The sequence below is a fragment of the Hymenobacter sp. 5516J-16 genome, assembly GCF_022919335.1.
In the GTDB taxonomy this organism is placed as follows: domain Bacteria; phylum Bacteroidota; class Bacteroidia; order Cytophagales; family Hymenobacteraceae; genus Hymenobacter; species Hymenobacter sublimis.
In genome coordinates this window covers 2,190,719-2,203,461 of the sequence record NZ_CP095058.1, presented here as the reverse complement: position 1 = coordinate 2,203,461, position 12,743 = coordinate 2,190,719, and the positions used below count along the sequence as shown (strand labels likewise).

Sequence of the window (12,743 nt, the reverse complement as noted above, 5' to 3'; positions counted from 1 at the left end):
GGAGTACGAAGTGAAGTGGAAAGATGCTCGTAGCGGTGTTTTACGATGCGGCGCGCGACGCGGCTACCAGCCGGGCCGCTTACCCACCAAAACCAAAAGCCGATTCGGAATCCGAACCGGCTTGGTGCACCAATAAGAGGCGAGGCCTTAGGAGCCTACCCCCGAGCTTTGCGGGCGGTTTTTCATTTCCTCGGCCGGATCTACGGAGCCGGTGGCTTGGGGCTGGCCGTTGCCATTGCTGCCCGTTTGCACGGCTACGTCGGTGGCCTGCTCTCCCAGGCGCTCCGACATCTGGCCGGGGCTACTACCCTGGTTCTGGCCGCCGCGCACCTCAATCTGGTGGCGCATGGTTTTCTTCTCGTCCTTGGGCACGCTTACCCGCAGCACGCCATCTTCAAAAGCGGCCTGAATGCGGCTGGCATCCACGGTATCGGGTAGCTGGAAGGCGCGGTGAAACGAGCCGAAGGAGCTTTCCACCACGTGGTAGCGGCGCTGGTTTTGCTCGTTGCGGAAGTGTCGCTCCCCCGATATAGTCAGGCGCCCCTGGTGGAAGTCAACCTTAATGTCTTCGCGCTTCAGGCCAGGTAAGGCGGCCTCAATCTCGTAGCTTTTCTCCGTCTCGTAAGCATCTACGTGGGGCGAGAAGCTGTTCACGCGCCCTCGCGAGGCCAGGGAGTCGCTGAAAAACCGGTCGAGCATGGTGCTGAAGCTCGAGGAGTTCATGTCAGAAAAGGAGTCCTGATATTTCTGAATAGCCATGACGGTACGCTGTTTTAACGTGAAACATCACTGAAAACGGCGTTTTATACGACCTTGAAAATCAGAGGTTATAGGCGAGCTAGAAGCACCCTGCGCCCGGCTGCGGTAGTAGTACAGTGGCCGGATTATCAGCCCTGAAACCGTCATTTTGTTACAGCCAGCGGTTTGGGTAAGCCCTCCTCCAGGCAAGCGGCATCTAGCGGGCCACCGCATGGCCCTTGGCAGCGCCAGCATGCCGGCTTCGTGTGTTACATTTCCTGGAAAAGGAACGATTCGCCGCTTCGCCGCCGCTGCCGGGCAGGTAGGCACTGTCGGTGTAATAATGGGCAATATGGGCCTTGCTACCCAAGCAGGGCGGTTCTGGTTCTGAATGTCACTTCATATAGAAACCGTGCTTGGCTGCTAGCAGACCCGGCGTAAAGGCGTACTTTAGGCCCAATGAAACCCACCGAGCAGCAGCCCTTGGTATATTTTGAGAATGCAGCGGGCCGCCTGCTAGAGGATCCGGCTGGTTTCATTCGGGCCAATTGGAGCGGCAGTACCTACGGCTTGGCCGATGTGCGCGGCTTGTTCACCCACATGATGCTGGGCTTGCAGCGGCGGGGCTGGAGCCGGATCCTAATCAACCAGCTTACCATGCGCCCGTTCACGCATCAGGAGCAGGAATGGATAGCGCAGAAATGGCTGCCGCAGGCCGTAAGTGAGGGCGGCTACCGCCACGGCGCCGTGGTAGTTTCGCCGGAAGTAATGGTGCGTCTGGCTACGGCTTACATCACCACCCAAAGCCAGAGCCTCGCCATCACCTACCGTTCTTTCGAAACCGACGCCGCCGCGCAAGCCTGGCTCTTGCAACAGCCCAGCTCCCCGCTGAAATATTAGCCTGACGAGCCTGGCCCCACGCCCCTAGCTAAATGCGCCAGCAAGCGAGAGGCCGTTCCAACCCCTGCACGTTGCCCCGCTGGAAGCACCAAATGGTATGTGTTGTAGCAAGTATTGTAGAGAATAAATTAAATGCTACTTACTTGTGTCATAAGTCGTAGAAGTATTAAAATACGACACAGCGAAGGTGCATCCTGATTTTCCCCAGCTGGCTCTACCTGCCTACCCAAGGAAAGTGCGGGGAGTAGCGTGGCGTTAGTCAGCGTGGTGCTGTTGAAAGTCAGGTAATGATACTGAGACGCGGGTGAGGACGCCAGTGGCAAAAAGCGTAAGTCTAGAAGCCGTGGAAGCCGATAGGTTAGGCTGGTAAAGCGCTGCTTGGTGAAGCCAAGCTTGCCTGAACTTGCGGTGGTAGCGCGCCGTACTGCTACCAGCTGGTTCTGCGTGAGGCTGCTGACCGAAGCAGAACTGTTGCCGGGTGTTGTCGCCCGTTGCCCTACCCTTCATTTAATGCTGCGTGCTCTTGCCATATGCTCCGCTTCCTGTCGATTACTCTGCTAACCTTGAGCCTAGCTGCTGAGGCTGCCCAGGCCCAAAACCGGCCACCCGTGCAGTCTGTCCGGCGCCACCCTACTGAGCGCGTAAGCCCCGTGCCCGGTGTGACTCTGCCCGCCGGCGTGGGGCAAGACAAGGCCGAACCCGTTCCGGTCCCTACCCAGGTGCTGCCCAATCATCCGCTGCCGCTGCCCTCTGTGCCAAGCGGACAAGTAACCGTAGGTCCCCTCGACTCGGCCCAGGTGCAACCCGCCCCACGCCGCCGCGCCACGCCTGCCCGCTCGCCGAAGCGCCGCCCCTAACTCTGGGGTGCAACTCCGGGAGTATAGGCAGTGGGTGGGGCTGCCGGTAGGGTAGGAGCGCACTGGGGCGCTGGGCGGCGTGTGCGGGTTGGGCCAAGACCGACAGTATCCTTTGCTTCCTTTATATTAGGCTTCCCTTACACTGCTTTCCCTATTGCCCCTCTCATGAACGAGCAACTTGACGTCATCAACTCGTATTTCGACCTGGTTCAAGCGTTCAACACCGACCCCGCCGCTTACGCCGCCGTGCTGCATCCGGAGGTAGAGCAAACGGAATATCCTAACCTGCTGTACCGCAGCATCCAACGCCGCTCCTTCACGGATATCCTTGACAACCTGCGCGCCGGCCGGGAGCTGCTCCGCGACCCGCAGTTTGAGGTGCAACGCACCCAGGTAACCCCCGACGGTAGCGTACTGGTAGAAGGCCTCTGGCAAGCTACCACCACCAGCGACATTGGGCCCCTCTTGCGCGGGCAGCGCCTGCTCGGGCAGCTATGCCTAATTTTCGAGTTCAAAGACGGGAAGATTTTCCGGCAGCGACGCTACCCCTGCTACGAACTAGCGTAGCCGTTGCGCCACTACCGGCAGCCTGCTCATTCGGCGGCAAGAGGAGTTCTGCCGGGGCAATAAGCAGCTGATGTACGTGGCCTCATATTTGCCCGCGCTACTGCGCTGAAACTGGTTGCACTGGTTTTAGGAGCTGTATTCTTTCTACTCTCTCCCACATGATGAAATCTTTTCTCGCTGCCGCCTTGCTCACCCTAGCGGCCCTGGCCCTTAGCCCTACCTCGGCCCAAGCCCAGGTCACCATCAACATCGGCCGGCCCGCGCCCCAGTACGTGGTAGTGCGGGAGGCCCGGCCCGTAAAGAAGTACAAGGCTCCCAAATACAAGAAAGGCACCGTTCTGCTCGTGCCCGCGGGGCCGGCCTACTACGCCCCCCGCGGCGGCCACGGGCACGGCCACGGTCGAGGCAAAGGGCGCCACTAAGCAGCAGGTGTTACAATCAAAAAAGGCTTCTAATATCCGTGGAAGCCTTTTCTACTTTATGCAGGACCGCGCTGGAAGGTCGTTTGCGGTCAGGCCGTCATCAGCAGGGAGCTGTCGCTAGCCGATAATCTGGCGAGCTAGGGAGGGCAGATCTTTCCCCTGATAAGTGGGCGGCGTGGCTAGGGGGTAGAGGGTTTGGCCCGGGCGGGCAATAAAGCCACTGCGCAGTCCGGCGTCCTGGGCCCCGGCTACATCCCAGCCGTGGGCGGCTATGAGCAGGGCCTCCGTGGGAGCTACGCCCAGGGTTTGCACGGCCGCTTGGTAGGTATGGAAGTGAGGTTTGTACAGCTCCACCGCCTCCACGCTCAGGCCTTGCTCGAAGTAGTGAATGATGCCGGCGTAGCGTAGTTGGGCATCCAGGGTTAGCTGGGGAGAGTTGGTGAAGGCCACCAGCCGAAAACCAGCATCGAGTAGCATTTCCAGGCCGCGGGGCACGTCGGGGTGGGCGGGCAGCTGGGTGAGCAGACCCACCAGCTCCTTTTTGGTGGTGGGCGAGAGGCGCTTTTCCTCCAGCATGTCGGCCGTCATGTCCAGGGCCGCTTCCGCAATGTGGCCGAAGGGGTGGTAGGTGCCCGTTACGGTATCCACCAGCGAGTAGTGGAGTTGCAGCCCAAACCACTGCTTGAAGGCGTATTTATTGCCGAAAGCTTTCGGCACGGCCCGCTTGAGCTTGCCCATGTCGAGCAAGGTCTCGTTCACGTCGAAGAGCAGCACCTTCGGCAGCGGGCGGTAAATGGACGTATCAGGCATAGAGAGTAGCAGCTAAAGCCGGCACGCGCCGGACTACCCAGTGGTACGCAGCCGCCCCCGCCGCGGCGGTACAGGATGATGGGGTTACGGCTAGTCCTACCCCACTTAATAGCTCCGACCCTCACGCCTCAGTAGCTTCTCGGCGGCCCCACGGCCCTTACTACCAGGCAAGCGCCCTCAACCAGTCCCACCCGGCCACCTCGCAACGGGCTGCCTACCCCAATGGCTTGCCGGCCGAAGCGGCCAGGCGCAACCGCAGGTATTGTTGCAACCAAATGGGATACAGGTTATAGCCTATGTTGAGCACCGTCAGCAACCCGGCCCAGCCCCAGTAGCCCTGCGCGGCGGCATACGCACCGGCCCATAGAAAGACCAGCAGCGCCGCCACGTGAAACCGCTCCATGTGGTAGCTGTTGCCCACTAGTGCCGCCACCGACCGGCGGCCCCGTACCCGGCGGTACTGCGGATAGCGCCGCCGGATAAGCGCATTAACAACGGCTCCGTGCTGGGCCAGACGATTAACCCAGGGCACACCTAACCGCCGATAAACGGACGGCAACTCGCTCAGCTGCCAGTACCGAAACCAGGCGCGGGCACAACATACCCCAGCAAACTCACCCCCAGTAGCCCGTACAGCCACGGCCGCGCCATGTGCTGGTAGCAGAACACCGTCAGCGGCCCCCAGCTTAGCCCCGACCATACCACCGACGGCACGGCATTATAAAACGCCAGCCGGCCAGCCAGCGAAGCATCAGCATTTCCGGGAGGGGCCATAGCAGCAAAGTACGCACCAACGCGCAGGTAATACAACCAGCCTCAACCACCCCAAGCGCCCCTGCGCCCGCGCTCCACCAGCTTCTTAGATGTACGAGCAATTTCCTGCACCAACGGCACCAGCTAGGGAATTAATGGGGTACAGTTTTACGCACAACATACTTCCACGAAGTTTAATCCTACTCTACCGCTAGTCCAGTGTATGTGGCCTAGCGGGCGCGCTATTCTACCCGCTTCAGCGGCACGTTGGCGAAGGTGCCCGTAATAGTAATGTCGCACTTTCTCTTCGGGAAGGTGCTATAGGCCACTGTTGGGTCGCTGGACCCAGTTAAGGTGGCGGTGTAGGTGCCACTCAGGAGTTGGCGCTTGGCATTGTAGCTGCTGATGGTGAAGCTGCCCGTAACGTGTTGCATGCTGCTGAAGTACAGAATGGTACCGCCGCCCAGGCTTTCGGGTTGGTCGTAATAGTAGCGCACATCCGCATGAAGCGTTTGGTCGCGGAGGGTTTTAAGGGTGTAGGTGCCAGTAAGAGCAGCGGTCAGTTTCGTGCGGTCTAGCGCGAAGCCGATGCCCTCGGTACCGGTAATGGGCTTCACGCCTACCGATAAGCTCTGGGCAGTCTGCGTGACATAGCCCTTCAATTGTGGCGCATGAAAGGTGGTATCCCGGTGCTGGCCATTGTCCTGGTACACAATAGAGCGACTATAGGTAACGGTGGGCTCCGGTAGTGGCTCGGGCGTTTCTTTCCGATCATCTTTATCACAGCCAGCGGTAAAGGCCAGCGTCAGGCCCAGCAATAGCGAGAGAGTAGCGTTGTATTTCACTAAGGGATAGAGCAGTGTAAAAACACTATATAGAAAATTCTGCCAAGTGGGGTGGGTAGTGACCTAGCAGTAGGTGTTGCACTTGCTGTCGGAGAAGTCACCGCAGGAGCGGTCTAGAGCATGAGCAAAAGTTGCTAGTGTACATCTTGTCTGGTGAATATCTTCCCCCAACTGTCGCCACCCATGACACGCTGAAATATCCAGTAGTCAGGCAGTGGTATTTGCGCCGAATACATTAGCTGGATAAGATCTAGAATGTACTGTAAACTCCTTTCGCCGCCATTCATGATTGTCTCATACATGTGAGTCGTACCAATCATGAAAATGGTATCTATAAATTTCCCAATGCATGGGTTAGCCTTTCCGTAAAGCTCAGCTAGTAGTGCATCTAATTCCACAGTGACGTATTCGCAGTCCTTGTCATTGAATGGCCGCTTATCTAATACAGAATCAGGTAAATATTCAGCGGTTGAGTATAACCAGGTGTCTAAATTCCGTTCTAGCTCAGTGAATTGCCATAGCTGCTTTAACACTACCTCCCACTCTTTTAGAGAGTAACCAAAGTGGATTAAAGCATTCTCCAAGCAACAGATTCCAAAAGCTACACGACCTCGGATCGGTAGGCTGATAAAGAACTTTCTGTCACTGTTCATTATATGCTTAAGTGAAGAGTGTAATTATGAGTGAAATGATATCAAACAAAAAGCCCCAGCCGGAAGGGCTGGGGCTTTTATATAAGTTAAGAAGCTAACTGCCAGTTGGCGTTAGGCGGAAGCTTGCCAGTTTTGCGTAGATAAGTTATGAACTCCTGCGTCGTAAGCGGGCCACTTATTCTGCCTTGCTCATACACTTCTACCGTTTTACCGGTCATCGAAAGACTCGTTGCCGGCTGAGAGTTGGCGGAGGATGACGTCTCGGATGGTTTCATAGCTCGGCAAAATTACGTCTTCGACGACAAGTTGGTCATCCTGTAACGTGAAAGTAACCGAAATAAATTTCCGATGTTTCGTATACCCGACAACTTCATATGCACCGGCTGCTCTAGGATAAAGTCCACTGCGAGGAGGAAAGGTCAGAAGCACTTCCATTTCCTCCCGCAGAATACTAAGACTGTGACACCAGTTCCAGTTGACTTTACCGAAGTCAACACTATAGCCGTCAAACACCTTACGAACCGCAGGCCTCGCAGGCGTCTGGGTTATCCAGGGAGCAGGCCATGTCGGAGGCGTTCTGGGCCGATACGTTTAGCGGCTCCAGGGTCTCGGCGGCTTGCTTCTGCACCGTGAACTTGATGGCATCCACGGCGGCTTTGGTGCGCAGGTAGTACATGCCGGTTTTCAGGCCCTTCTTCCAGCTGTGGAAGTGCATGCTGGTGAGCTTGCCGAAGTTCACGTTCAGCACGTGCAGGTTCAGGCTCTGGCTCTGGCAGATGTAGGCGCCCCGGTCAGCCGACATGTCAATGATGCGGCGCTGCGAAATCTCCCACACCGTCTTGTACAGGTCCTTGATGTTCTGCGGAATGTTGGGGATGTCCTGCACCGAGCCGTTGGCGGCAATGATGGCGTTCTTCATCTGGTCGTTCCACAGGCCCAGCTTCACCAGGTCCTTGAGCAGGTGCTTGTTCACCACCATGAACTCCCCGCTCAGCACGCGGCGCACATAAATGTTGGAGGTGTAGGGCTCAAACGACTCGTTATTACCCAGAATCTGGGCCGTGCTGGCCGTAGGCATGGGGGCAACCAGCAGAGAGTTGCGCACGCCGTGCTCCATTACCTGAGCGCGCAGCGTTTCCCAATCCCAGCGGCCCGACTCGGGCGTTACGCCCCACATATCGAACTGGAACTGGCCCTTGCTCAGGGGCGAGCCGGGGAAGGTCTCGTAGTGCCCGTCGCGGATGGCGAGGTCTTTAGAGGCCGTCATGGCCGCGAAGTAGATGGTTTCGAAGATGTCCTTGTTCAGGCCGCTGGCTTCGTCGCTCTCGAAGGGCATGCGCAGGGCAATGAACGTATCGGCGAGGCCCTGCACGCCCAGTCCGATGGGGCGGTGGCGGCGGTTGCTGCGTTCGGCTTCGGCTACGGGGTAGTAGTTGATGTCGATGACCTTGTTCAGGTTCATCGTAGCGTGGTAGGTTACCTCATAGAGCTTCTGGTGGTCGAAGATGAGGTTGCCGGCCTCGTCGGGGCGCACGTAGCGGGGTAGGGCCAGGGAGGCCAGGTTGCATACCGCTACCTCGTCCTTGTCGGTGTACTCCATAATCTCGGTGCAGAGGTTGGAGCTCTTGATGGTACCGAGGTTTTTCTGGTTGCTCTTGTTGTTGGCCGCGTCCTTGAACAGCATGTAGGGCGTGCCGGTCTCGGTCTGGCTTTCCAAAATGGCAAACCACAGGTCCTGGGCCTTGATGGTTTTGCGGCCGCGGCCTTCACGCTCATACTTCTGGTAGAGGCGCTCAAACTCCTCGCCGTAGCACTCATCGAGGCCGGGGCACTCGTTGGGGCACATCAGGGTCCAGTCGCCGTTGGCTTCCACGCGCTTCATGAACAGGTCGGGCGTCCAGAGGGCGTAGAACAGGTCGCGGGCGCGCATCTCCTCCTTGCCGTGGTTCTTTTTCAGGTCCAGGAAGTCGAAGATGTCGGCGTGCCAGGGCTCCAGGTAAATAGCGAAAGCGCCTTTGCGCTTGCCGCCGCCCTGGTCCACGTAGCGGGCCGTGTCGTTGAACACCTTCAGCATGGGCGTCAGGCCGTTGGAGGTGCCATTGGTGCCTTTGATGTAGGAACCCGTAGCGCGCACGTTGTGCACAGCCAGGCCAATACCGCCGGCGCTCTGCGAAATCAGGGCGCAGTTCTTCAGCGTGTCGTAGATGCCCTCAATGGAGTCATCCTTCATCGTGAGCAGGAAGCAGGAGCTGAGCTGGGGCTTGGGCGTGCCGGCGTTGAAGAGGGTAGGGGTAGCGTGCGTAAACCACCGCTCCGACATCAGGTTGTAGGTCTCGATGGCGGCGGCAATGTCTTCCTTGTGAATGCCCACGGCCACGCGCATCAGCATGTGCTGGGGGCGCTCCACCACCCGGCCATCCAAACGCAGCAAATAGCTCCGCTCCAGGGTCTTGAAGCCGAAGTAATCGTAGTTATAGTCCCGGTCGTAGATGATGGCCGAGTCAAGGGTAGCGGCGTGGGCGTGCACGATTTCCCACACGTCCTGGGCAATCAGGGAGGCGTTTTCGCCCGTCTTGGGGTCCTCGTAGGTGTGCAGCCGCTTCATGGTGCTGCTAAACGACTTGCTGGTGACCTTGTGCAGGTTGCTCACGGCAATGCGCGCGGCCAGAATGGCGTAGTCGGGGTGCTTGGTGGTGAGCGAGGCGGCGGTTTCGGCCGCCAGGTTGTCCAGCTCAATCGTGGTTACGCCGTCGTAAATGCCGTCGATAACCTTCTTGGCCACCTCAATCGGGGAGATGAAATTCTGGTTGAGCCCGTAGCAGAGCTTCTCGATGCGGGCCGTTACTTTATCGAATTTCACGGACTCGCGGCGGCCGTCGCGTTTGATTACCAACATAGGCGTAGCAGGTTGATGTGGTAGTAGAAGTATGAGTACAGCCGGAGCAGGCCGGCCAAACAGTTCAGGTAAACACTCGGGCGCCAACCGCGCGCCAAGGCAAGGTCAACGGTTCCGAATATATCCGTCCTGAAAGGTCAGGACAAACCTATTCTTTGGAAGTTTTCCACATACTGCTAAAACGCTAACGCTTAGGCCTTTTTTTACCATCTGAGCGCGCCTATATAGTCGGCTAATAAGGTTAGAAATCAGGTTGCTGATTTCCGCCAGAAGTGGTATTGTCGGTGCCGCGAAACAGAAAAGGTAAGGCCAGCACCCTCCGAAAAGATGCTGGCCCTCTAAGGAAATAGCAGGTGAAGCGGCGAACTACAACGTGGCCGCTATCCGCCCTACCTGTTGTGGCGTAGAGTAATCACTTCACTGGTGGTTTATACTCCAGCCCAAACCGCTTGGCGTAGCTGGCCAGCGGCTCCATACCAAGGGCGGCGCGGCGCTCATCCACGTGAGCCTCGTCTTCGATGGGCGAAAACGCAGTTTTGCCGGTTGTAGGGTCCGTGTGAAGCTGGCTACCGTATAGCTGGGGCTTACCCTGCCCAATGAGAATACGGTCTTGCAGCAGCGCCAGCGCCGACTTCGACAAGTCGCCCCGCTCGGCGGCCTGTTTGGCCATGGGGAAGTATTTCTGCTGCGTGGCCAAATCAGAGTGCTGAATTACCAGAAACACGGTAGTAGTGCCCGTATTTCCAACCGCTGCTTTCGTAGGCCACCCGTGCGTATCCAGCAGCGTGGTGATGCGCTGCAGGTTGCGGGCGTCCGTGGCTTCAATGTCCTTCCAGAGCGTCGTCATCTCCGGCGAGTGTTGGCCGTATTGCTTTTCAACGGCTTCGTGCTTCATCCGCCCGCTCTGGTCCGAGGCGTAAATAGAATCCAGCTGTTGCTTCAGGGGCTTGTTGTAGTTGGCTTCTGTTTTGGCCAGGGCAGCTTGCATCTTGGTGAGCATGGGCTGCCAGCGTTTATCGGTATGCAGGGCGGTGAGGTCGGTATCCTGTTGTGTGTGAGCCACGTTTTCCCAGCCGGCCAGGGTAGCGCGGTCTAGGTACTGGAAGGCTTTGGTGGCGTCGCCGGCTAGCGCCCAGCTGCAGGCCGCGTTATAGTAGTCGCCGCTGGTAAGCTGGGCCTTACTTTGTTTAAGCGCCTGATCATAGTACTGGCCCGAAGCCTTGTAGTCTTTGGTGGCATAGGCGTCGCTGGCGCGTTGCTTGAGTTTGCCAAAATCGGCCTGAGCCAGCAGCGTGCTGCTACTGATCAGCAAGGCCCCGAGCAGAAGGAAGGTTTTTTTCATAAAACGAGAAAATAGGGTAGGTAATAAAATGTAGGCCAGAAGCCTGCGGCTTTGCTCAGTACCTAAATATCGCAGGTTTGCTATAAACGAGCAACAGGGTGCCAATCGTATGATTGACACCCCGTTGGCATGGTTGCAATGGGCTACCGCTTAAAAATCCTCGTCGAGAGAAAAAGCATTGGAAGTCCGCTCGCTCAGCACGCCGGCCTTCTGGTACTCGCCTACCCGCTTCTCGAAGAAGTTGGTTTTGCCCTGCAGCGAAATCATTTCCATGAAGTCGAAGGGGTTGGTAGCGCCGTAAATCTTGCTGTAGCCCAGGGAGTCAAGCAGGCGGTCGGCCACAAACTCAATATACTGGCTCATGAGCTGGGCGTTCATCCCAATCAGGTTCACGGGTAGGGCATCCGTCACGAACTCCTGCTCAATCTGCACGGCGTCGCGGATGATTTCGTGCACCCGCGACTCGGGTAGCTTGTTCTGCAGGTGGTCTTTGTAGAGCAAGCAGGCGAAGTCACAGTGCAGGCCTTCGTCGCGGGAAATCAGCTCGTTGCTGAAGGTCAGGCCGGGCATCAGGCCCCGCTTCTTGAGCCAGAAGATGGAGCAGAACGAGCCGGAGAAGAAGATGCCCTCCACGGCGGCAAAGGCAATCAGGCGCTCGGTGAAGTTCTCGGAGTTAATCCATTTGATGGCCCACTCACCCTTCTTCTTCACGCAGGGCACGGTTTCCAGGGCGTTGAAGAGGTGGTCTTTCTGCTTGGGGTCTTTGATGTAGGTGTCAATCAGCAGGGAGTAGGTTTCCGAGTGAATGTTTTCCATCATCACCTGAAAGCCATAGAAGCAGCGGGCCTCGGCCATCTGCACTTCCTGCATGAAGTTCACGGCCAGGTTTTCGTTCACAATGCCATCGGAGGCGGCGAAGAAGGCCAGTACGTGCGAAATGAAGTGCCGCTCGCCGTCATTTAGGTTTTCCCAGTCTTTCTGGTCCTGGCCCAAATCAATTTCCTCGGCCGTCCAGAAAGAGGCCTCGGCCTTCTTGTACATCTGCCATACATCATCGTGCTGAATGGGGAAGAGGACGAAGCGGTTGGGGTTCTCGGTGAGCAGAGGTTCCATGGCAACAGGAAGTAGAATGGATAAATGGGTGCCAGACGAGCCGTCTGGGCAAGTGAGGTGCTAACTCCTGCCGCGCCGGTTTGTTTCAGGTAGTATGGGTAGGCGGCTAGCGAGTCAGGATGCCAAAGATAAACCCCACTTCCGGGAAGGAAGGTGGCGTTCGGGCATTTTTTGTGTGTTAATTTTTGCGTATGCCACTAAGCTGCTGGCTGTTGCAAAGCCCCTGAAATTCATGGAATAAGGTTCGTACGGAAGGACCGTTGTCAAGAAGTTATCCACATTTGGCTTGTGGACAATCATAGTTATCCACAAAATTCTATTCGCGTACCCGCCAGCGCGTTCCTGCATAAGAGAAGGTAAGGCTGCTATTCTGCGGGGGCAATGAGGTTTAGTGAGTTAGGGTTTGGATTTGTAAAACCATCCTTCTACTTTTGCCTTCCATTTTTCAGAAACCGCGAAGACGCCGATGTACGCAATTGTCAACATAGCCGGGAAGCAGACCAAGGTCGAAGCCAATAAATTTGTATACGCCCACCGTTTGGCTGGCAACGTCGGCGACACTGTGGAGCTGGGCAAAGCCCTGCTGACCGATGATAACGGAACCCTCACCATTGGCGCCCCTGAGCTGGACGTGACCGTAAGCGGCACCATCCTGGCTCACGTGAAGGGCGACAAAGTGTTGGTATTTAAGAAGAAGCGCCGCAAGGGCTACAAGAAGCTGAACGGTCACCGTCAGCAGTTCACCAAAGTAATGATCAACAGCATCGGCTAGTTTACTTGAGCTGTGAGCTGATGGCAATTAGCTGTTAGCTTTCGGTTTGACTGGCTTGCTCTTTTACACAAAAAA

13 protein-coding genes are annotated in these 12,743 nt (G+C 57.0%); 5 read left to right on the top strand and 8 right to left on the bottom strand.

Going from position 1 to position 12,743, the window contains the following annotated elements:
• Window positions 1–147: 147 nt before the first annotated feature.
• Window positions 148–759, bottom strand: a complete 612-nt coding sequence (locus tag MUN84_RS10970) for an Hsp20/alpha crystallin family protein (RefSeq protein WP_244698425.1) — start codon at window positions 757–759, stop codon at window positions 148–150.
• A gap of 438 nt (window positions 760–1,197) precedes the next feature.
• On the opposite strand from MUN84_RS10970, the gene MUN84_RS10965 reads away from it, so the two are divergent.
• The 4 genes from MUN84_RS10965 to MUN84_RS10950 all read left to right on the top strand — a co-directional run bounded on the left by MUN84_RS10965 (window position 1,198) and on the right by MUN84_RS10950 (window position 3,484).
• Entirely contained in the window at window positions 1,198–1,638 is a 441-nt protein-coding gene (locus tag MUN84_RS10965) for a hypothetical protein (RefSeq protein ID WP_244698422.1), read from the top strand.
• A 530-nt stretch (window positions 1,639–2,168) separates the two neighbouring features.
• The gene (locus MUN84_RS10960; RefSeq protein ID WP_244698420.1) at window positions 2,169–2,495 is read left to right on the top strand and encodes a hypothetical protein; all 327 of its coding nucleotides are present in this window, start codon (window positions 2,169–2,171) and stop codon (window positions 2,493–2,495) included.
• A gap of 165 nt (window positions 2,496–2,660) precedes the next feature.
• Window positions 2,661–3,062 (top strand): nuclear transport factor 2 family protein, encoded by a 402-nt coding sequence (locus MUN84_RS10955; protein WP_244698417.1) that lies wholly within the window; start codon window positions 2,661–2,663, stop codon window positions 3,060–3,062.
• Between the two features lie 158 nt (window positions 3,063–3,220).
• Entirely contained in the window at window positions 3,221–3,484 is a 264-nt protein-coding gene (locus MUN84_RS10950) for a hypothetical protein (protein WP_244698414.1), read from the top strand.
• A gap of 117 nt (window positions 3,485–3,601) precedes the next feature.
• On the opposite strand, the gene MUN84_RS10945 is transcribed toward MUN84_RS10950, so the two are convergent.
• The 7 genes from MUN84_RS10945 to MUN84_RS10915 form a co-directional block, all read right to left on the bottom strand.
• Window positions 3,602–4,294 (bottom strand): haloacid dehalogenase type II, encoded by a 693-nt coding sequence (locus MUN84_RS10945; protein WP_244698403.1) that lies wholly within the window; start codon window positions 4,292–4,294, stop codon window positions 3,602–3,604.
• A gap of 214 nt (window positions 4,295–4,508) precedes the next feature.
• Window positions 4,509–4,826, bottom strand: a complete 318-nt coding sequence (locus MUN84_RS10940; protein WP_244698400.1) for a hypothetical protein — start codon at window positions 4,824–4,826, stop codon at window positions 4,509–4,511.
• Between the two features lie 32 nt (window positions 4,827–4,858).
• Complete coding sequence (locus MUN84_RS10935) at window positions 4,859–5,068, bottom strand: hypothetical protein (protein WP_244698399.1); 210 nt, start codon at window positions 5,066–5,068, stop codon at window positions 4,859–4,861.
• A 221-nt stretch (window positions 5,069–5,289) separates the two neighbouring features.
• The gene (locus tag MUN84_RS10930) at window positions 5,290–5,892 is read right to left on the bottom strand and encodes a hypothetical protein (RefSeq protein ID WP_244698396.1); all 603 of its coding nucleotides are present in this window, start codon (window positions 5,890–5,892) and stop codon (window positions 5,290–5,292) included.
• 1,167 nt (window positions 5,893–7,059) lie between these two features.
• Window positions 7,060–9,441 (bottom strand): ribonucleoside-diphosphate reductase subunit alpha, encoded by a 2,382-nt coding sequence (locus MUN84_RS10925; protein WP_244698393.1) that lies wholly within the window; start codon window positions 9,439–9,441, stop codon window positions 7,060–7,062.
• A 412-nt stretch (window positions 9,442–9,853) separates the two neighbouring features.
• Window positions 9,854–10,783 carry a DUF6624 domain-containing protein gene (locus MUN84_RS10920; protein ID WP_244698390.1) on the bottom strand — a complete coding sequence of 310 codons (930 nt, stop codon included), beginning with the start codon at window positions 10,781–10,783 and terminating at the stop codon, window positions 9,854–9,856.
• A gap of 150 nt (window positions 10,784–10,933) precedes the next feature.
• Window positions 10,934–11,896 carry a ribonucleoside-diphosphate reductase small subunit gene (locus tag MUN84_RS10915; protein WP_244698387.1) on the bottom strand — a complete coding sequence of 321 codons (963 nt, stop codon included), beginning with the start codon at window positions 11,894–11,896 and terminating at the stop codon, window positions 10,934–10,936.
• A 466-nt stretch (window positions 11,897–12,362) separates the two neighbouring features.
• Here MUN84_RS10915 and rplU point away from each other — a divergent pair, with 466 nt between their 5' ends.
• Window positions 12,363–12,668, top strand: a complete 306-nt coding sequence (gene rplU / locus MUN84_RS10910; RefSeq protein ID WP_244698385.1) for a 50S ribosomal protein L21 — start codon at window positions 12,363–12,365, stop codon at window positions 12,666–12,668.
• Window positions 12,669–12,743 lie beyond the last annotated feature (75 nt).

What these genes read in the sequence shown, in the direction of transcription:
- MUN84_RS10970 (WP_244698425.1), bottom strand. Translation starts at nt 759, where the DNA reads ATGGCTATTCAGAAATATCAGGACTCCTTTTCTGACATGAACTCCTCG.
- MUN84_RS10965 (WP_244698422.1), top strand. Translation starts at nt 1,198, where the DNA reads ATGAAACCCACCGAGCAGCAGCCCTTGGTATATTTTGAGAATGCAGCG.
- MUN84_RS10960 (WP_244698420.1), top strand. Translation starts at nt 2,169, where the DNA reads ATGCTCCGCTTCCTGTCGATTACTCTGCTAACCTTGAGCCTAGCTGCT.
- MUN84_RS10955 (WP_244698417.1), top strand. Translation starts at nt 2,661, where the DNA reads ATGAACGAGCAACTTGACGTCATCAACTCGTATTTCGACCTGGTTCAA.
- MUN84_RS10950 (WP_244698414.1), top strand. Translation starts at nt 3,221, where the DNA reads ATGATGAAATCTTTTCTCGCTGCCGCCTTGCTCACCCTAGCGGCCCTG.
- MUN84_RS10945 (WP_244698403.1), bottom strand. Translation starts at nt 4,294, where the DNA reads ATGCCTGATACGTCCATTTACCGCCCGCTGCCGAAGGTGCTGCTCTTC.
- MUN84_RS10935 (WP_244698399.1), bottom strand. Translation starts at nt 5,068, where the DNA reads ATGGCCCCTCCCGGAAATGCTGATGCTTCGCTGGCTGGCCGGCTGGCG.
- MUN84_RS10925 (WP_244698393.1), bottom strand. Translation starts at nt 9,441, where the DNA reads ATGTTGGTAATCAAACGCGACGGCCGCCGCGAGTCCGTGAAATTCGAT.
- MUN84_RS10920 (WP_244698390.1), bottom strand. Translation starts at nt 10,783, where the DNA reads ATGAAAAAAACCTTCCTTCTGCTCGGGGCCTTGCTGATCAGTAGCAGC.
- MUN84_RS10915 (WP_244698387.1), bottom strand. Translation starts at nt 11,896, where the DNA reads ATGGAACCTCTGCTCACCGAGAACCCCAACCGCTTCGTCCTCTTCCCC.
- rplU (WP_244698385.1), top strand. Translation starts at nt 12,363, where the DNA reads ATGTACGCAATTGTCAACATAGCCGGGAAGCAGACCAAGGTCGAAGCC.